The following is a 20,481-nucleotide window of genomic DNA, read 5'->3' as shown; positions in this document are numbered from 1 at the left end:
ACAACCCCGGGGTTTTTGCGTAAAATGCCGGCCTTTCGTCACACCTCACGGATTTCGCGTCATGGGCACTCTTACGGTCAACCAGAACAAACTGCAAAAGCGCCTGCGCCGCCTGGCCGGCGAAGCGGTCGCCGATTTCAACATGATTGAAGATGGCGACAAGGTCATGGTCTGCCTGTCCGGGGGCAAAGACAGCTACACCATGCTCGACGTGCTGCTGCACCTGCAGAAGGTTGCCCCGATCAAGTTCGAGATCGTCGCGGTGAACATGGACCAGAAACAGCCGGGCTTCCCTGAGCATGTGCTGCCGGCCTACCTGAAAGAGCTGGGCGTCGAGTACCACATCGTCGAGAAAGACACCTATTCGGTGGTCAAGGAACTGATCCCGGAAGGCAAGACCACCTGCTCGCTGTGCTCGCGCCTGCGTCGCGGCACGCTGTACACCTTCGCCGACGAAATCGGCGCGACGAAAATGGCCCTCGGTCACCACCGTGACGACATCGTCGAGACGTTCTTCCTCAACATGTTTTTCAACGGCTCGCTCAAGGCAATGCCGCCGAAGCTGCGCGCCGATGACGGTCGCAACGTAGTCATCCGTCCACTGGCGTACTGCAACGAGAAAGACATTCAGGCGTATTCGGACCTCAAGGAATTCCCGATCATCCCGTGCAACCTCTGCGGTTCGCAGGAAAACTTGCAGCGTCAGGTGGTCAAGGAAATGCTGCAGGACTGGGAACGCAAGACCCCGGGCCGAACCGAAAGCATCTTCCGCAGTCTGCAGAACGTGATCCCGTCGCAACTGGCCGACCGCAACCTGTTCGACTTCACCAGCCTGAAGATCGACGAGACCGCCGCTTCGCGCTTCGTCAACGTCGTCAACTTGTAAACACATTTCAAATGTGGGAGCGAGCCTGCTCGCGAAAGCGGTGTGTCATTCAACTGATTTGTTGACTGGGACTCCCACTTCGCGAGCAGGCTCGCTCCCACATTGGTTTCTTCGCTTCATTCAATAGGAGAGGGCATGCGCGATTACAAGTGGCTGCACGAATACTGTCTGAACCGCTTCGGTTCGGCGGCTGAACTGGAAGCCCATCTGCCCGTTCCCAAGACCCCGGCGCAACTGCGCAAGATCAGCGACGACCGCTACCTCTCGACCATGGCCCTGCGTGTGTTCCGCGCCGGCCTCAAGCACAGTCTGGTCGACGCCAAGTGGCCAGCCTTCGAAGAAGTGTTCTTCAAGTTCGACCCGGAAAAAGTCGTGCTGATGAGCGCCGAACACCTTGAGCGTTTAATGCAGGATGCGCGGATCATCCGTCACCTGGGCAAGCTCAAGAGCGTGCCGCGCAATGCGCAGTTCATTCTTGATGTAGAGAAAGACAAGGGCAGTTTCGGTGCGTTGATCGCCGACTGGCCGGTGACCGATATCGTCGGTCTGTGGACCTACCTGAAAAAGCACGGTCATCAACTGGGTGGGCTGTCGGCGCCACGGTTTTTGCGCATGGTCGGCAAGGACACGTTTGTACCGAGCTACGACGTGGTCGCCGCGCTGAACGCACAGAAGATCGTCGACAAGGTGCCGACCAGTCTGCGCGATCTGGCGATTGTGCAGGATGCGTTCAATCAATGGCACGAGCAGAGCGGCGGGCGGGCGATGAGCCAGATTTCGATGATGCTCGCTTACACCGTCAACCATTGAACAGCTAAAAGATCGCAGCCTTCGGCAGCTCCTACAGGGAAACGCATGCCAAATGTAGGAGCTGCCGAAGGCTGCGATCTTTTCAATCAGGCGACGGAGATTTCGCCTTCACCTGCCAGCTTGCGATTCAACTGATACCGCCACCGCACATACAGCAGCGCCGAGCAGAACACCGCCAGACTCGCGACCATCTCCAGCACACCAAACAACTGCCGGTTCGGGTCATACGCCGCCAGTGCGCCCTTGATGAAATACAGATTCACCACAAAACACATCCACGAATGCCCGCGGGCGCTGCCCATGATCATTGCCGGGGCGAGCACGATCCATGGGATCAACTCGACCAGCAGAATCACCCACGGCCGCGCGCCGTGCAGATCGGCGAACAGCAGATAGTAGGCCGCCAGCAGGCCGGCGAGGGCGAAGAAGCTCAGCAGGCTAATCACCCGCATCGCCTTCACTCGTGGCTCCAGCCACTCGACACTCGGCAGAATCTTCGGCTTCTTCGCCATATCAGCCCACCAGTTTCTGAGCGGTTTTCGCCAGCCGCAGACCCAGCGCGCGACACAACGCCACTTCATGCTGATCGAGAGCACTTTTGCCGTCAGCCCCAGCGTGATGACTGGCACCGTAAGGCGTACCGCCGCCCTGGGTTTCGAGCAACGCCGATTCGCTGTACGGCAGGCCGGTGATGAGCATGCCGTGGTGCAGCAGTGGCAGCATCATCGACAGCAAGGTGGTTTCCTGACCGCCGTGCAGGCTGGCGGTGGAGGTGAATACACCCGCCGGTTTGCCGACGAGGGCGCCGGTCAGCCAGAGGTTGCTGGTGCCATCGAGGAAGTATTTCAGCGGCGCGGCCATGTTGCCAAAGCGTGTCGGGCTGCCGAGGGCCAAACCCGCGCAGTTTTTCAGGTCATCGAGCGTGGCATACAACGCGCCTTCGTCCGGGATGTCCGGCGACACCGCTTCGCACTCGGTGGAAATGGCTGGCACCGTACGCAAGCGTGCTTCGAGACCCGCCTGCTCGACACCTCGGGCAATCTGCCGGGCCATTTCATTGGTCGAACCGTTGCGGCTGTAATACAGCACCAGAATGTACGGCGCGCTCACGGCAACAACTCCAGCACATTTTCCGGCGGACGACCGATCACGGCTTTGTCGCCGACTTCGAGAATCGGCCGCTCCATCAGTTTCGGGTGCTGAGCGATGGCGTCGATCAATTGCGCTTCGCTGAGGCTTTCGTCAGCCAGCTGAAGCATTTTGTATTCATCTTCCCCGGTGCGCAGCAACTGACGCGCGCTGATCCCGAGCTTGCCGAGCAGGGCCTTGATTTGCGCGGCATTCAGCGGGGTTTCGAGGTAACGCACGACGTTCGGGGTCAGGCCGCGGGCTTCAAGAAGCTCCAGCGCGCCGCGGGATTTCGAGCAGCGCGGATTGTGATAAAGCGTCAGATCGGTCATGGCGGGTCGCTTCTGGCGTAAAGTGGCGGCTATTCTAACTGTGCAGCGCGCAATCCAGAACCTTCGGAGGCAATGGGTCGCAGGCGCCTTCAAATTTTCACAAGGAACACGACATGACACGGCGATTGGCAGCGGCATTGACGATAATCGGGGCGTTGATGCTGGGGGGCTGCGGCAATGATTACGGTATCGACCAGAACGGCCAGAAGGTTGCGTCGGAGCGTCTGGACAAACAATGGGTAGTGCTGAACTACTGGGCCGAATGGTGTGGCCCGTGCCGGACCGAAATCCCGGAACTCAATCATTTGGCGGATGAGCTGAAGAGCAAGAACGTCGGCGTGTTCGGGGTGAACTTCGACAATGTGCAGGGCGTGGAGCTGAAAGACGCCAGTGAAAAGCTGGGCATCAAGTTCACCGTGCTGGCGCAGGATCCGGCGGAACTGTTCGAGTTGCCGCGCAGTGAAGCGCTGCCGGTGACGTACATCATCGACAACAAGGGTAAGGTGCGGGAACAGTTGATGGGCGAGCAGACGGCGGCGGGGGTGATGGCCAAGCTTGAGGCGTTGCAGGCGACCAAGTGAGTTGCCGCTAAAGAGTAACCCTCACCCCAGCCCTCTCCCAGAGGGAGAGGGGGCCGACCGAGGTGTCTGGCGAGGTACATCGACCTGAGAGATCGAGTCGATTGTAGATTCGCCAAAGCAAGACCCAGTCGATTATGGATTCAGTTGCACTCGTTCAAGTCGGCGTAGCTCCCCAATATCCCCCAATCAGTCCCCTCTCCCTTTGGGAGAGGGCTAGGCGGGCGGCGTTCCGATGAGGGTATCGGCGGTCTAGCCAATCAACCCTCTTCCAGCCACCAACGCAACGGCTTGCCTTCCGCCGGCCAGAAGCGCATCTGCTCGATCGGCGAGATGTCCCAGCGCTCGACATGCTCCAGCGCCTGCAGGAAGCGTTGTTCCTGCTCCATCAGCGCTGGTGCACAAAGCTTGCGGGTCTTGCCGATCTTGCCGAAAGTCAGCTTGTCACCGTCCAGCGTGTACGGCGCGAACCAATGGTTGCAGCCACCGTTGCCGTAGGCGCGGCCATCATCGCCAAGGGTCACGGTCAGATGGCTGTAATCCATCAACGGCCGCTCACCGATCCACTCCAGAATGTAGCTGCGGTTCTGTTGCAGTTGCACAGGCTCTGCGGCACAGCCCACCAGGCCGGCACCGACCAGCGCGGTCAGGGCAAGGCGTTTGATCATGCCGACACCTGGCATTTCGGGCACAAGTGCTTGTCACCAACGGCTTTCCAGCCCAGTTCGGCGATGCGCGCGGTGGCTGCCGGTTTTTCGGCGGTTTTACCGAGTTTGGCGTCCACGGCGAATTCGAAGCTCAGCTCTTTGGCACAGCTGTCGCAGTTGACCTGCCAGGTGTGGATCGCCAGTTCACCGAACACCGGGCCTGTGGTCATCGCGGTCCATTGGCCCGGCGGATTGATCAGGTGGCGGACGGTTTCAACGGTCAGGCGCATGGACAAGTCCTTGCTGCCTTTGAGGGTGACCAACAGCGCGTCACCGATGCGAATCGAGCCACCATTGCCGGTGACCTGATAGCGGCCCGGAACGAGGGCGCGGCATTCGGTGAGGGTGTGTTGCGGGTTCATCAGGGTGTAGCGGAAATCGTGTTCGACCATGGGTCCTCCAAATATGCGCGACATGCTAGCACGGGCTTGATTGCAGAATGATGCGCGCGTGCGACCTTCGATCCGGTTCAAATGCCGCGACACTCATGGCAAACTGCCGGCCTCGAATCTGAAGGAACGGAACATGGCGCTGATCGAATGTTATGAATGCAAGAAGAGCATCAGCTCCGAAGCCAACGCGTGCATTCATTGCGGGGCTCCAATGGCGGAGCAAGCAGTACACGCGCAAACCGTAGCCGCGCCTGTTCAGGCTGCGACAATCTCGTTCGGTAGTCTGCCGCGTAACAAGGCTGTGCCCGAAGTCAGTGCTCCAGCGCCTGAGCCGCAACCTTTGCCGAAAGTGATGCCGGCCGCTGCGCGGCGTCGGCGCCAGCAGCCCACCGAGCAACCGGCCACTGAGCAGACCAATGTCGACGGCAGTCGCCCGGTGGAAGGCTGGCTGAAGATCATGATCTTCCTGCTGCCGATGTTTTTCGTCTGGTTCCTGCTGCGCTACGGCCACTCGATGAAACAGCGCTTTTTTGGCTTCGGCTGGCTGGCGATGCTGATTCTGGCGACTTCGCTTTCACCCAAGTAAGCGGAAAAAATTTCAACCCTCGACCTGGTTCTGTGGCGTTCCCGCCACCCAGGTCGCGATGTTGTGCAGGGTGGTTGCAGCAATCGCACCCAGTGCTTCGCGGGTCAGAAACGCCTGATGCGCGGTGATGATCACGTTGGGGAAGGTCAGCAGGCGCGCCAGCACATCGTCCTGCAGGGGCAGGTCGGAGCGATCCTCGAAAAACAGTTGTGCCTCTTCCTCATAAACATCCAGCCCCAGATAGCCGAGCTGGCCGTCCTTCAATGCATCGATCAGTGCCGGTGTGTCGACCAGGCCACCACGGCCGGTATTGATCAGCATGGCGCCGGCCTGCATGTGCGCCAGCGAGTCGCGGTTGATCAGGTGTTTGCTCTGCTCGTTGAGCGGGCAGTGCAGGCTGATGATCCGCGACTGCGCGAGCAGTTCCGGCAGGCTCAGATAACGCGCACCCAACGCCAGCACCTCCGGGTTGGGGAAAGGATCGTAAGCCAGCAGCTCACAGCCGAAGCCGTGCATGATTTTGGCGAACGTGGCGCCGATCTGGCCGGTGCCGACAATTCCCACGGTTTTGCCGACCAGGTCGAAACCGGTCAGGCCATGCAGGCTGAAATCGCCTTCACGGGTGCGGTTATAGGCACGGTGCAGACGACGGTTGAGGGCCAGGATCAGCGCCACGGCGTGTTCGGCCACCGCATGCGGCGAGTAGGCCGGCACGCGCACCACGGCCAGTCCGAGACGTTTCGCCGCAGCCAGATCAACATGGTTGTAACCCGCCGAGCGTAGGGCAATCAGGCGCGTGCCGCCCGCGGCCAGACGTTCCAGCACCGCAGCGCTGAGATCATCATTGATAAACGCACAGACCACTTGGTGTTTGTCGGCCAGTGCTGCCGTATCGAGGCTGAGCCGGGCCGGTTGAAAGTGCAGCTCGATACCCGCCGGGCAATCGGCGGCGAGGAAGCTGTCGCGGTCGTAGGTCTGGCTACTGAAAACGAGCGTGCGCATGAAATCCTCCTGGAACATCGACACGGATTGAATCACCCGATCCCACTTTAGCGCTGCCGGTGTTGGCCGGCATTGCTGTGGATCAGGCGCTGATCTTCGCTTGCGCCGCTAGCCGGTTGATCGCGCGCTCCAGTTCTTCCAGCGCTGCCACAGCCTTGGGGTCGTCCTGCTTGAGCAGGGTTTCGCTGCGCTGGCAGGCCGCGCGCAATTGCGGTACGCCGCAATAACGGGTGGCACCGTGCAGGCGATGGACGCGCTCGATCAATGCGTTCTGGTCGCGGTTTTCGCACGCCGCGCGGATGGCTTCGCGGTCGGCTTCCAGTGAGGCGAGCAACATGGCCAGCATGTCCGCCGCCAAGTCAGCCTTGCCGGCAGCCAGGCGCAAGCCTTCCTCGTGATCAAGCACCGGCAGTTCGTTATTGCCCGCCGCGCTGTCGCTGATCCGTTCCGGCCCTTGATTGCGCAAGGCCAGGCCGGTCCACTTCAGCACCACCTGCGCCAGTTGCCGCTCGCTGATCGGCTTGGTCAGGTAGTCATCCATGCCGCTTTGCAGCAGCGCGCGTTTTTCGTTGGCCATGGCGTGGGCGGTGAGGGCGACGATCGGCAGCGGCGTGCAGTGTCGCTCGCTTTCCCACTGGCGAATGGTTTCGGTGCTCTGGCGGCCGTCCATGCCTGGCATCTGCACGTCCATCAACACCAGATCGAACGATTCGCTCTGCACCGCTTTGACCGCCGCGTAGCCGCTTTCCACCGCAAGTACCTTGGCACCCATGTCTTCGAGCAGGGTTTGCACCAGCAGCAGGTTGGCCGGGTTGTCGTCGACACAGAGCACTTTCGGCGCGCGGCTCGACAGCGGTTCGCCTGGCTCATTGCGCGGCTGGCGCGGGTTGACCAGATCGGCCAGGGCGCGGCGCAATTTGCGCGTGCAGGCCGGTTTCGCTTGCAGTTGGCTGTGCGGGTTCGGCACCGACAGATGGAACAGCGTCTGTTCGGTGGTCGGGCACAGCACCAGCACTTTGCAGCCGAGGTGTTCGAGGTCCCAGATGTGCTGATTCAAACGCTCGGGCAGCATGTCGTTGCTGGTGATGCCGATGACCGCCAGATCGATCGCCTGATCGGTCTGGTGCGCGCCGGTGACGCCGTTGGTCAAACTTTCGAGGGTGTTGAACGGCGTGACATCGAGGCCACAGTCTTCCAGTTGGTGCTGCAAGGCCTGACGTGCCAGTTCGTGATTTTCCAGCACCGCCACGCGGCGCCCGAGCAACGGCGCGGCCGGCAAATCTTCGGCGTCGTCACGGGTTTTCGGCAGGCTCAGGCTGATCCAGAATTCCGAGCCTTCGCCCGGCGTGCTGTCGACGCCGATTTCGCCGCCCATCTGTTCGATCAGGCGTTTGGAAATCACCAGCCCCAGACCGGTGCCACCCGGTTGCCGCGACAGCGAGTTGTCGGCCTGACTGAACGCCTGGAACAACGCGCGCACATCCTGATTCGACAGGCCGATGCCAGTGTCCTGAATGCTGATGCGCAGTTGCACGCTGTCTTCGTGTTCCTCTTCAAGCATCGCCCTGGCGACGATGGTGCCTTCGCGGGTGAACTTGATGGCGTTGCTGACCAGGTTGGTGAGGATCTGCTTCAGACGCAGCGGGTCACCGACCAGCGACAGCGGGGTGTCGCGATAGACCAGACTGACCAGCTCCAACTGCTTGGCGTGTGCGGCCGGGGCGAGGATGGTCAGGGTGTCCTGTAGCAGGTCGCGCAGGTTGAACGGAATGTGGTCGAGTACCAGTTTGCCGGCCTCGATTTTCGAGAAGTCGAGGATCTCGTTGATGATCCCCAGCAGGCTGTCGGCAGACTTTTCGATGGTGCCCAGATAATCGAGCTGGCGCGGGGTCAGTTCACTTTTCTGCAACAGGTGGGTGAAGCCGAGAATGCCATTGAGCGGCGTGCGGATCTCGTGGCTCATGTTGGCGAGGAATTCGGATTTGATCCGGCTGGCTTCCAGCGCTTCTTTGCGCGCCAGGTCCAGTTCGATGTTCTGGATCTCGATGGTTTCCAGATTCTGCCGGACGTCTTCGGTGGCCTGATCGACACTGTGCTGCAGTTCTTCGCGGGCGTTTTGCAGGGTGCCGGCCATGCGGTTGATGCCCGACGCCAGTTCGTCCAGCTCCTGACTGCCGAGCGGCGGCAAACGCGTTTCCAGATGGCCGTCCTTGAGTTGCGCGACGGCTTGCTTGATCTGGCTCAGCGGACGGTTGATGGTGCGGCCCATGCGTAACGCCAGCAATGCCGCGCCCGCCAGACCGGCGGCAATCAGCAACAGGCTGGCGAACAGGCTGCGATAACCGCGCAGCAGCATGCCGTTGTGCGACAGCTCCAATTCGACCCAGCCGAGCAGTCGGTCGGATTCGTCCGGGATCAGTTCACCGGCGAGGTTGCGGTGTTTGCCGAACACCGGCATCAGGTAACGCGTCGCGTCATTGCCGCTGCGCCGTTGCAAATGCGCGCTGTCGCCGCTCGGCGCCTGATTGAGCATGGTCGGCCCGGCATGGGCCAGCGGCGAGCGGTCCGGGGCGAGGAAGGTCACCGCGCGCACGTCCGGTTGTTCAAGAGACTGGGTGGCGATGCGTTCAAGCAGATCGCTATTGCCGTGCCCCATGGCGGGTGCCACCAGCGGCGCCAGTTGCTCGGCGATCATTTCGCCGCGTTGCATCAATTGGCTCTGCAAGTCGGACTGCTGCGTCCAGGTGAAATAACCACCCAGCACCAGCGCCATCAGGCTGGTCGGCAACAAGGTCAGCAACAACACGCGACCTTTGATTCCCAGTTTCTTGAGCACGCCTATCTCCTGCATCCCGCTGATCTGTTGACTCATGCGTGCATCCGGCACGCGGCATGGGCGCAGTGTAGCGATTTGCTCGCAGGCAATCTCCGGAAAAATGCACTCGTGGTGGGGCAGGGCGCCGCTGTTCGTTTGTCGGCTGGACCAACCTTGAGTTGCCCGATCCCCGGCAATCTTGAATAATCAGTCTCAACTGAGAATTACTTGCAGATACTCATGACTCCTGTTTCCGCTGGCCAGCCACGCATTCTCTCCATCGAAGACGATCCGGTGCTCGGCGCCTATGTTCACGAACATCTGGGCCGCAGCGGCTTTCAGGTGACCTGGTGCCAGAACGGCCAGGAAGGCCTGAGCATCGCCAGGCGCCAGCCCTTCGATGTGGTGCTGATGGACATCCTGTTGCCGGGCCTGGACGGTTTGAATGTGTTGACGCAATTGCGCCAGAGCCATTCGACACCGGTGCTGCTGATGTCGGCTCTTGGCGCCGAGGCGGATCGTATCAGTGGTTTCCGTCTGGGTGCCGACGACTATTTGCCCAAACCGTTCAGCATGGCCGAGTTGCATGTGCGCATCGAAGCGATCCTGCGTCGAGTTGCCCTGGATCGGCGACCGGCATCGCTGGCGCCGCCGGTGGCGGCCGGTACGCTGCGTTTTGACGATGAACAGTGCGATGTGTTTTTCCGCGAGCAAGCCGCCGGGCTGACCCGCAGCGAATTCCGTTTGCTGGAAACCCTCAATCGCAATGACGAGGAAGTGCTGAGCAAAGCTTTCCTCTATCAGCACGTTTTGCAACGCGGCTACGCGGCCCACGACCGCAGTCTCGACATGCATATCAGCCAGATCCGCCGCAAACTGAAAGCCATCGGTTACACCGAGCGTGAAGTGCGGACTGTCTGGGGCAAGGGCTACGTATTGAGCGCCGCCGATGAAACGCTCTGAACTGCCGGGGCGGCATTCGCTGTTCTGGAAACTGGCGTTTCTGCTGGTGGCCTTCTGTCTGCTGATGATCTGGCTGAGCTGGTCGTGGGGACGTTACATGGAGGAGCGCAACCAGTTCCTCTCCGACGAAGCGCGCGGCACGCTCACTCGTTATGCCGCGCAAGCGGAACAGGCGTGGCAGCATGGTGGACGCAGCGGTGTTGATGACTGGTTGCAGAGCATGGAATTGCGCGAAGCCAGTTGGGTCGGCGTGATCGGCGGCAATTTGCAGTCGCTGAGCAATGATCCGCTCAATGATCAGGAATTGCAGCGCCTGACCTTCCTGCGCGGTCTCGACTGGCCGATTCACAAACAGGGGCGGCCGTGGTTGCGCATTCCTTTCCCCAAAGAGCCGTCTGCCGGCAGCCTGGTGATCGAATTGCCCGAACGATTTGTTCCGGGCAAGTACCGGGTGTTCTGGCGCGTCATCACCAACGGCGTGATTCCCGGGTTGTTCACGTTATTGCTGTGTGTCGGTCTGTACCGCTTGCTGGTCGTGCCGCTGAACAACCTGCGCGAACAGGCCAACGCCTGGCGCGCCGACCAGTTGAATGTACGGCTGTCGAGCGGCATCACCCAACGGCCGGATGAACTCGGTGAGCTTGCGCGGGCATTCGACTCGATGTCCGAACGCCTGCAATCGACCGTCGCCTTGCAACAGCAACTGCTGCGTGATCTGTCCCACGAATTGCGCACACCGTTGAGCCGCTTGCGGGTCGCCAGTGAAAGCGAACAAGGTCTGCTGCAACTGCGTGAGCGCATAGGTCGTGAAGTCGACGGTATGCAACGCTTGGTCGAAGACACCCTGCAACTGGCCTGGCTCGATACCGAGCGCTCGCCATTGCCCGACGAGGCGATTCAGATCCAGGCGCTGTGGGAAATGCTCACCGACAATGCCTGTTATGAAAGCGGCTGGCCGAGTCTGCAATTGCAGTGCGCGGTCGAGGCCTCATGCTGGGTGCGTGGCAACCTGAATACGCTGGCGCAGGCGCTGGAGAACATTCTGCGTAACGCGATTCGGCATTCGCCGCCGAGCGGGATCGTGCGTCTTGATGGACAGCGCGATGGTGATTACTGGCATCTGTGGCTGGAAGATCAGGGCGGCGGCGTAGCGGAAGGGGATCTGCAACGGATCTTTTCACCGTTCACCCGCCTCGACGGCTCGCGGCCCGGGGACGGTGGATTTGGCTTGGGGCTGAGCATTGCGCGCAATGCCGTGCAGCGTCAGGGTGGAAGTATTTGGGCGGAGAACAGCGGAGCGGGGTTGCGGTTGAATTTGCGGTTGGTCGCTGAGGGTGATTTCGCGCCGCCTGACGCCTTCGCGAGCAGGCTCGCTCCCACATTGGAACTCGGTTCGCCGCAGATCGTGTGATCAACAGTTAATAGTGTCATCACTGCTGACACTATTCTGCGAATGACACTACTCCCTGTGGGAGCGAGCCTGCTCGCGAAGAGTCTCTGCGCATCACCACCAATGAAAATGGCTCAACACAAAAGTCGCACCACTGGTGCGACTTTCAATCCCTTATTCCCATAAACCATAAGCACCGCACTTTGCGTGATATGGCCTGCGCGGGTTTGCCGGTATGATAGGCGCCCCCGCACGTCTGGATTGCGAATACGCCATGACCCTGCAGTACCCAACCATCGCCGATTGCGTCGGCAACACTCCGCTGGTGCGTTTGCAGCGCCTGCCCGGTGCTACCAGCAACACCCTATTGCTCAAGCTCGAAGGGAATAACCCGGCGGGTTCGGTCAAGGACCGTCCGGCGTTGTCGATGATCACTCGCGCCGAGTTGCGCGGGCAGATTCATGCCGGTGATACGCTGATCGAAGCGACCTCGGGTAACACCGGGATCGCGCTGGCCATGGCGGCCGCGATCAAGGGTTACAAAATGATCCTGATCATGCCGGACAACTCCAGCGCCGAACGTAAAGCGGCAATGACCGCGTACGGTGCCGAGCTGATTCTGGTCAGCCAGGAAGAAGGCATGGAAGGCGCCCGCGACCTCGCCCAGCGTATGGAAGCCGAAGGCCGTGGCAAGGTGCTCGATCAGTTCGCCAATGGCGACAATCCTGAAGCGCATTACACCACCACAGGTCCGGAAATCTGGCGTCAGACCCAGGGCACCATCACTCATTTCGTCAGTTCGATGGGCACCACCGGCACCATCATGGGCGTGTCGCGCTACTTGAAAGAGCAGAGCGACAGCGTGCAGATCGTCGGACTGCAGCCGATGGAAGGCTCGGCCATTCCGGGCATCCGTCGCTGGCCGCAGGAATACCTGCCGAAGATCTATCAGGCCGATCGCGTTGACCGTATCGTCGACATGGCGCAAAGCGAAGCCGAGGACGTCACCCGGCGTCTGGCCCGCGAAGAAGGCATCTTCTGCGGCGTGTCCTCGGGCGGTGCGGTGGCAGCGATGCTGCGCCTGTCCAAAGAAGTTGAAAACGCGGTGATCGTCGCGATCATCTGCGACCGTGGCGACCGTTACCTGTCGACCGGCATTTTCGACGCGCCCAACTGATGGCCAAGCACGAGAGAGGCCTGCGCTTCCAGCCCACGGGCGGCAGCAAGGCCGCGCAAATCCCGACCGGCAAAAAGCAGCGCTTGAGCATCGAGCGCCTGGCCAATGACGGTCGCGGCATCGCGTTTTTCGAAGGCAAGACCTGGTTCGTCCTCGGCGCCCTTGCCGGTGAGGAGGTCGAAGCGCGGGTGCTCGGTGCCCACGGCAAAGTGGTCGAAGCGCGCACCGAACGCGTGTTCAAGGCCAGCGAGCTGCGCCGCCCGGCACCCTGCCAGCACGCCGGCCGTTGCGGCGGTTGCAGCGTCCAGCATTTGCCTCACAACGAACAGCTTGCCCTGAAACAGCGCATGCTCGCCGAGCAATTGTCGCGTGTCGCCGGTGTCGAACCTGAAGAATGGGCAGCACCGCTGACCGGACCTGAATTCGGCTATCGCCGTCGCGCGCGCATCGCCGTGCGCTGGGACATGAAGGCGAAGAAACTCGAAGTCGGTTTCCGCGCCGCCGGCAGTCAGGACATCGTCGCGATCAGCGAATGTCCGGTGCTGGTACAGCCCTTGCAACCGATCATGACCCGTTTGCCGGAGATGCTTCGTCGTTTGAGCAAACCGCAGGCGCTGGGGCATGTCGAGTTGTTCAGTGGCTCGTCACTGGCGGTGTTGCTGCGGCACATGGCGCCGTTGTCCGAAGCGGATCTGACCATCCTCAAGGACTTCTGCCAATTCCATGAAGCGCAGTTGTGGCTGCATGGCGAAGGCGAGCCGCAACCGGTCGATGCGACCCAGTCGCTGGGCTATCGCCTGGAACAGTGGGATCTGGATCTGGCTTACCGGCCGGGCGACTTCGTCCAGGTCAACGCTGGCGTCAACGAAGCGATGGTGGCGCAAGCGCTGGACTGGCTGAAACCGGGTTGCGATGAACGTGTGCTGGATCTGTTCTGCGGCTTGGGCAACTTCGCTTTGCCGCTGGCCAAAGCCGTGCGCGAAGTGGTGGCAGTCGAAGGTGTGCAGACCATGGTTGATCGCGCCGAAGCCAACGCCGCTAGTAACAATTTGCATAACACAAAGTTTTTTCAAGCCGATTTATCCCAGCCTTTGACCGATGCCCAGTGGATCGGAAACGGCTTTTCTGCGGTACTCTTGGACCCACCGCGTGACGGTGCTTTCGAGGTGGTTCGCAAGCTGGCGACCCTGGGTGCCAAACGGTTGGTGTATGTGTCGTGCAACCCTGCAACTCTGGCGCGCGACACGGTCGAATTGATCAAGCAGGGCTACCGGTTAAAACGTGCCGGGATTCTCGATATGTTTCCTCAGACGGCACATGTCGAGGCCATGGCGTTATTTGAAGCGAGCCAGGATGGCTCGTCTGAATCCGTCTGACCTGTCCGCGCAGCGCTCGCTTTAGCCCCGCGAGCGCGAATGGGCACTGAAGGTCAGCGATTTGACGCATTGAATCTGCGTCGTAGGGAAGGTAAAGCAACATGGTACAGGTGAGAGCACACCAGCCGATCAACACTGACGGCAGTATCAATCTCGAGGCTTGGCTCGATCACGCGGTCAGTGTCGATCTGGCACTGGATCGCGAAGCCTTGAAAGAAGCCTGCGAGTTCGCTCGCGAGGCCGAACAACAGTCCAATGCCAAGAAGAATCTGTGGGCCGAAGGCTCCGGTAGTTTCAGTACCGGCCTGGAAATCGCCGAGATTCTCGCCGACCTCAAGCTCGATCAGGATTCTCTGGTCGCGGCGGTCCTGTATCGCGGTGTACGCGAAGGCCAGATCGAACTGGCGGCCGTCGGTCAGCGCTTCGGCCCGGTGGTGGCCAAACTGATCGACGGCGTGCAGCGCATGGCCGCTATCAGCGCCAGCCTCAGTCCGCGTCAGTCGATGGTCATGGGCACGCAGGGGCAGGTGGAAAACCTGCGCAAGATGCTCGTGGCGATGGTCGACGATGTCCGTGTTGCGCTGATCAAACTGGCCGAACGAACCTGCGCCATTCGCGCGGTGAAAACCGCCGACGATGAAAAACGTAACCGTGTCGCCCGCGAAGTGTTCGATATCTATGCGCCGCTCGCGCACCGACTCGGCATCGGTCATATCAAATGGGAACTGGAGGACTTGTCCTTCCGCTATCTCGAACCTGATCAATACAAACAGATTGCCAAGTTGCTCCACGAGCGACGGCTTGATCGCGAGCGTTTCATCGCCGACGTGATGACCCAGCTCAAGGATGAATTGCAGGCCACCGGCGTCGATGCCGACATCAGCGGCCGGGCCAAACACATCTATTCGATCTGGCGCAAAATGCAGCGCAAGGGTCTGGAATTCAGCCAGATCTACGACGTGCGCGCGGTGCGCGTGCTGGTCCCGGAAATGCGCGACTGCTACACCGCGCTGGGTATCGTCCACACCTTGTGGCGGCACATCCCGAAAGAGTTCGACGACTACATCGCCAACCCGAAAGAGAACGGCTACCGCTCGTTGCACACGGCGGTGATCGGCCCTGAGGGTAAAGTGCTTGAGGTGCAGATCCGTACGCATTCGATGCACGAAGAAGCCGAACTCGGCGTCTGCGCGCACTGGCGTTACAAAGGCACCGACGTCAAATCCGGCTCGAACCATTACGAAGAGAAAATCTCCTGGCTGCGTCAGGTCCTCGAGTGGCATGAAGAACTGGGTGACATCGGTGGCCTGGCCGAACAGCTGCGCGTCGACATCGAGCCGGACCGGGTCTACATCTTCACCCCCGACGGTCACGCCATCGACTTGCCAAAAGGCGCGACGCCGCTGGACTTCGCTTACCGCGTGCACACCGAAATCGGCCACAACTGCCGTGGCGCGAAGATCAACGGGCGCATCGTGCCGCTCAACTACAGCCTGCAGACCGGTGAGCAGGTCGAGATCATCACCAGCAAGCACGGTACGCCGAGCCGCGACTGGCTGAACTCCAACCTCGGGTACGTCACCACCTCGCGGGCGCGGGCGAAGATCGTTCACTGGTTCAAGCTACAGGCGCGCGACCAGAACGTTGCCGCCGGTAAAACCCTGATCGAGCGCGAACTGACGCGCCTCGGTCTGCCTGCGGTGGACTTCGACAAGCTGGCCGACAAGGCCAACATGAAAACCGCCGAAGACATGTTCGCCGCCCTCGGTGCCGGCGACCTGCGTCTGGCGCAACTGGTCAACCTGGCGCAGCAACTGGTCGAGCCGGAACGCGGTAACGAACAGCTGGAACTGATTCCGCGCAAAGCCACCGGCTACAAACCGGGCAAGCGCGGCGACATTCAGATCCAGGGCGTCGGCAACCTGATGACGCAGATGGCCGGCTGCTGCCAGCCACTGCCGGGCGACGCGATCGTCGGTTACATCACCCAGGGCCGTGGCGTGAGCATTCACCGTCAGGACTGCGCCTCGGTGCTGCAACTGGGCGGGCGCGAGCCGGAGCGGATCATTCAGGTCAGCTGGGGCCCGGTGCCGGTGCTCACCTACCCGGTGGACATCGTCATTCGTGCCTACGACCGTTCCGGTCTGCTGCGTGACGTCTCGCAGGTGCTGCTCAACGAGCGCATCAACGTGCTGGCGGTCAATACCCGCTCGAACAAGGAAGACAACACCGCGCTGATGTCCCTGACGATCGAGATCCCGGGGCTGGATGCGCTGGGGCGCTTGCTCGGGCGCATATCGCAGTTGCCGAACATCATCGAAACGCGGCGTAACCGTACGCCCTGAAGATGACCAATGTAGGAGTGAGCCTGCTCGCGATGAGGGAGTGTCAGTCAACATTAATGGTGGCTGATACACCGCGATCGCGAGCAGGCTCACTCCTACAGGATTTTGTGGTGAGACAGCTAAATGATTTACAGCCTTGAAGACCTGCTCCACCTGATGAACCGTCTGCGCGATCCTCAGTACGGTTGCCCGTGGGACATCAAGCAAACCTACGCGACCATCGTTCCGCACACCCTCGAAGAAGCCTACGAAGTGGCCGATGCCATCGAACGTGGCGACTTCGATCATTTGCAGGGCGAGTTGGGCGATCTGTTGTTTCAAGTGGTGTATTACAGCCAGTTGGCCAAGGAAGAAGGGCGCTTCGAATTTGCCGGGGTGATCGACAGCATTACCCGCAAGCTGATCCGTCGTCATCCCCACGTGTTCCCCACCGGTGATCTCTACGCACCGCTGGATGTGCCGCGCTTGAGCGAAGAACAGGTCAAACAGCGCTGGGAAGAGATCAAGGCAGAGGAGCGTGCGGAGAAATCTGCCGCGCCCGAGCAACTGTCATTGCTTGATGATGTGCCGGCCACGTTGCCGGCGCTGTCGCGTTCGGCCAAATTGCAGAAGCGCGCCGGCCAGGTCGGTTTCGACTGGCCGGACGCCTTGCCGGTGCTCGACAAGGTGCGCGAAGAACTCGACGAAGTCCTCGAAGCCATGTCCGAAAACGATCCCGTCGCCGTGGCTGACGAGATCGGCGACTTGCTGTTTTCCGTGGTCAACCTGGCCCGGCACTTGAAGGTTGACCCGGAAACCGCGCTGCGTGGCGCCAACGGCAAGTTCGAAAGACGTTTCCGATTTATCGAACAGGCATTGCGCGACACCCACCGTCCCATAGAAGATTGCACCCTCGAAGAGTTGGACGCCCTGTGGGGTGAAGCCAAACGTCAGGAAAAGAATTTGCCCGGCTGCGGCTGAGCCACTGCCCAAGTGAGTAAGCACCATGAGTATTTCCCTTCGCGACCAGTTGCTCAAAGCAGGATTGGTCAATCAAAAGCAGGCCAAACAGGTCAGCAAAGACAAGCAGAAGCAGCAGCGCCTGGCGCACAAAGGCCAGATCGAACTGGATGACTCGCAGCAGCGCGCGGCTCAGGAAGCCATGGCCGAGAAGGTCAAGCGTGACCAGGAGTTGAACCGCCAGCAGAAAGAGAAAGCCGAGGCCAAGGCGCGTGCAGCGCAGGTCAAGCAACTGATCGAAGTCTCGCGTCTGCCGAAGCTGACCACCGAGGATTACTACAACTTCGTCGACGACAAGAAGGTCAAGCGCATCTCGGTCAACACGCTGATGCGCAACAAGCTCAGCAGCGGTTCGCTGGCGATCGTGCACCATGCCGGCGGCTACGAAGTCATCCCGCGTGAAGCGGCCCTGAAGATCCAGGAGCGCGATCCGCAGCGTATCGTCCAGCTCAACGTGCAGACTGAAGAGGTCAGCACCGAGGACGATCCTTACGCGGCGTATCAGATCCCTGATGATCTGATGTGGTAAATCGATAAAGCTGTAACAACGACAAACCCCGCTCATGGCGGGGTTTGTCGTTTTCAATGCTGTGGTTGAATCAGGCGGATTTCAGATCCCGCTGCTGTTCTTGCACTTCCAGTTCGGCCTTGTAGTTGTGGGCATCGATCTCGTTGTGGAACATGCCGACCAGCAAGTCTTGTTGATGCACATCCCAGATGCGGATACCGGCGGCTACGCCTTCGTGGGACATGTGTGAATCGTCGCGTTCAGTTACTTTTACAGTCATCTGCTAGCTCCAAATCTCAAGTTATCTGCAGCAAGGCGTGTGCAGGACTCTGTTATAGAATTTGTTAGCCTGCTAAGTAAACGGCTGATTTGTGCAAGGTGTTGTTGCGTTTTTTGCAACAGTGCTGCAGCCCGCGTAATCCGCGACATTCGGTCGCAGGGCGGTAAGTTTCATGACAGAAGTTTCATCTCCAGAACGCTCTGGATCCCTGTGGGAGCTGGCTTGCCAGCGATGACGTCGGCACAGCAAGCATCTTCGTTGCCTGACACTCCGCTATCGCTGGCAAGCCAGCTCCCACAGGGATCAGCGGTGTTCCGGCTATTTTCTGCAGGCGAAAAAAAACGCCCCGAACCAGTCGGGGCGTTTTTGTGTGTGGCTCAAGCGGGGGGAATTACTTGCCTTCCCAGCGCTTCAGTACCAGCGTGGCGTTGGTGCCGCCGAAGCCGAAGCTGTTGCTCATCACGGTGTTGATGGTGGCGTTCTCGCGGGTCTTGGTCAGCACCGGCAGATCGGCCACTTCAGGGTCCAGCTCGTCGATGTTGGCGGAACCGGCAATGAAGTTGCCTTCCATCATCAGCATGCAGTAGATCGCTTCGTGAACGCCGGCAGCGCCCAGGGAGTGACCGGACAGGCTCTTGGTCGAGCTGATCGCAGGTGCCTTGTCGCCGAACACTTCACGCACACCTTTCATTTCCGCGACGTCGCCGACCGGAGTCGAAGTGCCGTGGGTGTTCAGGTAGTCGATCGGGGTATCAACGGTGGACATCGCCATCTGCATGCAGCGGATCGCGCCTTCGCCGCTTGGGGCAACCATGTCGTAGCCGTCGGACGTCGCGCCGTAGCCAACGATTTCCGCGTAGATCTTGGCGCCACGGGCCAGAGCGTGTTCCAGCTCTTCAACCACGACCATGCCGCCACCGCCAGCGATGACGAAACCGTCACGGTCAGCGTCGTAGGCACGTGAAGCCTGTTCCGGGGTGTCGTTACGCTTGCTGGACAGCGCGCCCATGGCGTCGAACAGGAACGATTGGCTCCAGTGCTCTTCTTCACCGCCACCGGCGAAGACGATGTCCTGCTTGCCCATCTGGATCTGTTCCATGGCCGTACCGATGCAGTGAGCACTGGTGGCGCAGGCAGAAGCGATGGAGTAGTTCAGGCCCTTGATCTTGAATGGCGTGGCCAGGCAAGCGGAAACGGTGCTGCTCATGGTCCGCGTTACACGGTATGGGCCAACGCGTTTCACGCCTTTCTCGCGCAGGATGTCCAGCGCTTCCATCTGGTTCAGCGTGGAAGCACCACCGGAACCAGCGATCAGGCCGGTACGCGGGTTGGACACTTGCTCTTCGGTCAGGCCGGAGTCAGCGATAGCGTCTTTCATGGCCAGGTAGGCGTAAGCCGCTGCGTGGCCGACGAAGCGATAGATCTTGCGATCGATCAGCTCTTCAAGGTTGAGGTCGATGGAGCCGGAAACCTGGCTACGCAGACCCATTTCGGCATATTCCGGGTTGAACCGGATGCCAGGGCGGCTTGCACGCAGGTTAGCGGAGACGGTCTCTTTGTCATTGCCCAGGCACGAAACAATGCCCAGACCAGTGATAACGACGCGGCGCATGCGAATAACCCTTAGAAGTTGTCAGTGGAGGTGAACACGCCGACGCGAAGGCCTTCGGCGGTGTAGATTTCGCGACCGTCGACAGTCACCGAACCATCGGCGATGGCCAGGTTCAGCTTGCCCTTGAGGACGCGTTTGATATGAATGTTGTAGGTGACTTTCTTGGCGGTCGGCAGCACTTGACCGAAGAATTTCACTTCGCCCGAACCCAGCGCACGGCCACGGCCCGGCAGACCTTGCCAGCCCAGGAAGAAACCGACCAGTTGCCACATGGCGTCCAGACCCAGGCAGCCCGGCATCACCGGATCACCTTCGAAATGGCACGCGAAGAACCACAGGTCAGGGTTGATATCCAGCTCGGCGACCAATTCACCTTTGCCGTACTTGCCACCTTCTTCGCTGATCAGGGTGATGCGATCGACCATCAGCATGTTCGGGGCGGGCAGTTGCGCGTTACCTGGGCCGAACAGCTCACCGCGACTGCAGCGCAGCAGATCTTCCCGAGTAAAGGCGTTTTGTTTGGTCATGCGAGCTCCTCAATAATCCCATGCGGCAGGTGGGGCAAATCTTCCCGACCGTTCGAAGCGTTCATGCC

At 60.3% G+C, this 20,481-nt stretch carries 21 protein-coding genes; 11 read left to right on the top strand and 10 right to left on the bottom strand.

The features are described from left to right. Positions 1-61 precede the first annotated feature (61 nt). Together ttcA and CKW38_RS28420 are read left to right on the top strand one after the other, a co-directional pair. Complete coding sequence (ttcA, locus tag CKW38_RS28425) at positions 62-886, top strand: tRNA 2-thiocytidine(32) synthetase TtcA (protein WP_007917513.1); 825 nt, start codon at positions 62-64, stop codon at positions 884-886. Positions 887-1,021: 135 nt separating this feature from the next. Continuing rightward, positions 1,022-1,696 (top strand): DNA-3-methyladenine glycosylase I, encoded by a 675-nt coding sequence (locus CKW38_RS28420; protein ID WP_007917512.1) that lies wholly within the window; start codon positions 1,022-1,024, stop codon positions 1,694-1,696. A gap of 86 nt (positions 1,697-1,782) precedes the next feature. On the opposite strand, the gene CKW38_RS28415 is transcribed toward CKW38_RS28420, so the two are convergent. The 3 genes from CKW38_RS28415 to arsC are packed head-to-tail and all read right to left on the bottom strand — an operon-like array spanning position 1,783 to position 3,156. Continuing rightward, a complete protein-coding gene (locus CKW38_RS28415) occupies positions 1,783-2,208 on the bottom strand; it encodes a DUF2069 domain-containing protein (RefSeq protein WP_007917509.1) in 426 nt (141 codons plus the stop codon). A gap of 1 nt (position 2,209) precedes the next feature. Continuing rightward, positions 2,210-2,806 (bottom strand): NAD(P)H:quinone oxidoreductase, encoded by a 597-nt coding sequence (wrbA, locus tag CKW38_RS28410; protein WP_007917508.1) that lies wholly within the window; start codon positions 2,804-2,806, stop codon positions 2,210-2,212. Beyond that, positions 2,803-3,156: an arsenate reductase (glutaredoxin) gene (gene arsC, locus CKW38_RS28405; protein WP_007968707.1), complete on the bottom strand. Its 354-nt coding sequence runs from the start codon at positions 3,154-3,156 to the stop codon at positions 2,803-2,805. Before arsC ends, wrbA begins: the two co-directional genes overlap by 4 nt. Before the next feature lie 113 nt (positions 3,157-3,269). On the opposite strand from arsC, the gene CKW38_RS28400 reads away from it, so the two are divergent. Next, a complete protein-coding gene (locus CKW38_RS28400; RefSeq protein WP_007917494.1) occupies positions 3,270-3,737 on the top strand; it encodes a TlpA disulfide reductase family protein in 468 nt (155 codons plus the stop codon). A 257-nt stretch (positions 3,738-3,994) separates the two neighbouring features. Here the strand turns inward: CKW38_RS28400 and CKW38_RS28395 are convergent, their stop codons facing one another. Next, positions 3,995-4,399 carry an META domain-containing protein gene (locus CKW38_RS28395; RefSeq protein ID WP_042705045.1) on the bottom strand — a complete coding sequence of 135 codons (405 nt, stop codon included), beginning with the start codon at positions 4,397-4,399 and terminating at the stop codon, positions 3,995-3,997. Continuing rightward, complete coding sequence (locus CKW38_RS28390; protein WP_007917492.1) at positions 4,399-4,833, bottom strand: hypothetical protein; 435 nt, start codon at positions 4,831-4,833, stop codon at positions 4,399-4,401. The genes CKW38_RS28395 and CKW38_RS28390 overlap by 1 nt, the downstream gene beginning before the upstream one ends. A gap of 133 nt (positions 4,834-4,966) precedes the next feature. Here CKW38_RS28390 and CKW38_RS28385 point away from each other — a divergent pair, with 133 nt between their 5' ends. Then, positions 4,967-5,419: a hypothetical protein gene (locus CKW38_RS28385; RefSeq protein WP_095114433.1), complete on the top strand. Its 453-nt coding sequence runs from the start codon at positions 4,967-4,969 to the stop codon at positions 5,417-5,419. 12 nt (positions 5,420-5,431) lie between these two features. Here the strand turns inward: CKW38_RS28385 and CKW38_RS28380 are convergent, their stop codons facing one another. After that, positions 5,432-6,421, bottom strand: a complete 990-nt coding sequence (locus CKW38_RS28380; protein ID WP_007917488.1) for a 2-hydroxyacid dehydrogenase — start codon at positions 6,419-6,421, stop codon at positions 5,432-5,434. Positions 6,422-6,503: 82 nt separating this feature from the next. Then, on the bottom strand, positions 6,504-9,257 hold the full coding sequence (locus CKW38_RS28375) for a response regulator (protein WP_095114444.1): 2,754 nt from the start codon (positions 9,255-9,257) through the stop codon (positions 6,504-6,506). A 219-nt stretch (positions 9,258-9,476) separates the two neighbouring features. On the opposite strand from CKW38_RS28375, the gene CKW38_RS28370 reads away from it, so the two are divergent. From CKW38_RS28370 to CKW38_RS28340, 7 genes are all read left to right on the top strand, one after another. Next, on the top strand, positions 9,477-10,199 hold the full coding sequence (locus tag CKW38_RS28370) for a response regulator transcription factor (RefSeq protein WP_095114431.1): 723 nt from the start codon (positions 9,477-9,479) through the stop codon (positions 10,197-10,199). Further along, the gene (locus CKW38_RS28365; protein WP_095114429.1) at positions 10,186-11,610 is read left to right on the top strand and encodes a sensor histidine kinase; all 1,425 of its coding nucleotides are present in this window, start codon (positions 10,186-10,188) and stop codon (positions 11,608-11,610) included. The genes CKW38_RS28370 and CKW38_RS28365 overlap by 14 nt, the downstream gene beginning before the upstream one ends. Before the next feature lie 253 nt (positions 11,611-11,863). Further along, complete coding sequence (gene cysM, locus CKW38_RS28360; protein WP_026000780.1) at positions 11,864-12,766, top strand: cysteine synthase CysM; 903 nt, start codon at positions 11,864-11,866, stop codon at positions 12,764-12,766. Continuing rightward, positions 12,766-14,142: a 23S rRNA (uracil(1939)-C(5))-methyltransferase RlmD gene (rlmD, locus tag CKW38_RS28355; protein ID WP_095114427.1), complete on the top strand. Its 1,377-nt coding sequence runs from the start codon at positions 12,766-12,768 to the stop codon at positions 14,140-14,142. The genes cysM and rlmD overlap by 1 nt, the downstream gene beginning before the upstream one ends. A gap of 101 nt (positions 14,143-14,243) precedes the next feature. Further along, positions 14,244-16,487, top strand: a complete 2,244-nt coding sequence (relA, locus tag CKW38_RS28350) for a GTP diphosphokinase (RefSeq protein ID WP_007917476.1) — start codon at positions 14,244-14,246, stop codon at positions 16,485-16,487. Positions 16,488-16,613: 126 nt separating this feature from the next. Next, on the top strand, positions 16,614-17,447 hold the full coding sequence (gene mazG / locus CKW38_RS28345; RefSeq protein WP_007917475.1) for a nucleoside triphosphate pyrophosphohydrolase: 834 nt from the start codon (positions 16,614-16,616) through the stop codon (positions 17,445-17,447). A 25-nt stretch (positions 17,448-17,472) separates the two neighbouring features. Beyond that, the gene (locus CKW38_RS28340) at positions 17,473-18,015 is read left to right on the top strand and encodes a DUF2058 domain-containing protein (RefSeq protein ID WP_016987455.1); all 543 of its coding nucleotides are present in this window, start codon (positions 17,473-17,475) and stop codon (positions 18,013-18,015) included. 70 nt (positions 18,016-18,085) lie between these two features. On the opposite strand, the gene CKW38_RS28335 is transcribed toward CKW38_RS28340, so the two are convergent. The 3 genes from CKW38_RS28335 to fabA all read right to left on the bottom strand — a co-directional run bounded on the left by CKW38_RS28335 (position 18,086) and on the right by fabA (position 20,413). Then, on the bottom strand, positions 18,086-18,274 hold the full coding sequence (locus CKW38_RS28335; RefSeq protein ID WP_007917473.1) for a hypothetical protein: 189 nt from the start codon (positions 18,272-18,274) through the stop codon (positions 18,086-18,088). Positions 18,275-18,665: 391 nt separating this feature from the next. Continuing rightward, complete coding sequence (gene fabB / locus CKW38_RS28330) at positions 18,666-19,886, bottom strand: beta-ketoacyl-ACP synthase I (protein ID WP_003227152.1); 1,221 nt, start codon at positions 19,884-19,886, stop codon at positions 18,666-18,668. A gap of 11 nt (positions 19,887-19,897) precedes the next feature. Further along, positions 19,898-20,413 carry a 3-hydroxyacyl-[acyl-carrier-protein] dehydratase FabA gene (gene fabA / locus CKW38_RS28325; RefSeq protein ID WP_003227150.1) on the bottom strand — a complete coding sequence of 172 codons (516 nt, stop codon included), beginning with the start codon at positions 20,411-20,413 and terminating at the stop codon, positions 19,898-19,900. Positions 20,414-20,481 lie beyond the last annotated feature (68 nt).

Origin of the sequence: Pseudomonas sp. Irchel 3H7 (assembly GCF_900187605.1) — a bacterium.
GTDB lineage: Bacteria > Pseudomonadota > Gammaproteobacteria > Pseudomonadales > Pseudomonadaceae > Aquipseudomonas.
The sequence above is the reverse complement of the archived record's forward strand: the minus strand, read 5'-3'. Positions and strand labels throughout refer to the sequence as shown.

Coding starts and splice junctions, on each gene's coding strand:
- ttcA (WP_007917513.1), top strand. CDS start 62: ATGGGCACTCTTACGGTCAACCAGAACAAACTGCAAAAGCGCCTGCGC.
- CKW38_RS28420 (WP_007917512.1), top strand. CDS start 1,022: ATGCGCGATTACAAGTGGCTGCACGAATACTGTCTGAACCGCTTCGGT.
- CKW38_RS28385 (WP_095114433.1), top strand. CDS start 4,967: ATGGCGCTGATCGAATGTTATGAATGCAAGAAGAGCATCAGCTCCGAA.
- CKW38_RS28400 (WP_007917494.1), top strand. CDS start 3,270: ATGACACGGCGATTGGCAGCGGCATTGACGATAATCGGGGCGTTGATG.
- CKW38_RS28335 (WP_007917473.1), bottom strand. CDS start 18,274: ATGACTGTAAAAGTAACTGAACGCGACGATTCACACATGTCCCACGAA.
- cysM (WP_026000780.1), top strand. CDS start 11,864: ATGACCCTGCAGTACCCAACCATCGCCGATTGCGTCGGCAACACTCCG.
- CKW38_RS28365 (WP_095114429.1), top strand. CDS start 10,186: ATGAAACGCTCTGAACTGCCGGGGCGGCATTCGCTGTTCTGGAAACTG.
- CKW38_RS28415 (WP_007917509.1), bottom strand. CDS start 2,208: ATGGCGAAGAAGCCGAAGATTCTGCCGAGTGTCGAGTGGCTGGAGCCA.
- CKW38_RS28340 (WP_016987455.1), top strand. CDS start 17,473: ATGAGTATTTCCCTTCGCGACCAGTTGCTCAAAGCAGGATTGGTCAAT.
- CKW38_RS28370 (WP_095114431.1), top strand. CDS start 9,477: ATGACTCCTGTTTCCGCTGGCCAGCCACGCATTCTCTCCATCGAAGAC.
- fabA (WP_003227150.1), bottom strand. CDS start 20,413: ATGACCAAACAAAACGCCTTTACTCGGGAAGATCTGCTGCGCTGCAGT.
- rlmD (WP_095114427.1), top strand. CDS start 12,766: ATGGCCAAGCACGAGAGAGGCCTGCGCTTCCAGCCCACGGGCGGCAGC.
- fabB (WP_003227152.1), bottom strand. CDS start 19,886: ATGCGCCGCGTCGTTATCACTGGTCTGGGCATTGTTTCGTGCCTGGGC.
- CKW38_RS28380 (WP_007917488.1), bottom strand. CDS start 6,421: ATGCGCACGCTCGTTTTCAGTAGCCAGACCTACGACCGCGACAGCTTC.
- arsC (WP_007968707.1), bottom strand. CDS start 3,156: ATGACCGATCTGACGCTTTATCACAATCCGCGCTGCTCGAAATCCCGC.
- relA (WP_007917476.1), top strand. CDS start 14,244: ATGGTACAGGTGAGAGCACACCAGCCGATCAACACTGACGGCAGTATC.
- CKW38_RS28390 (WP_007917492.1), bottom strand. CDS start 4,833: ATGGTCGAACACGATTTCCGCTACACCCTGATGAACCCGCAACACACC.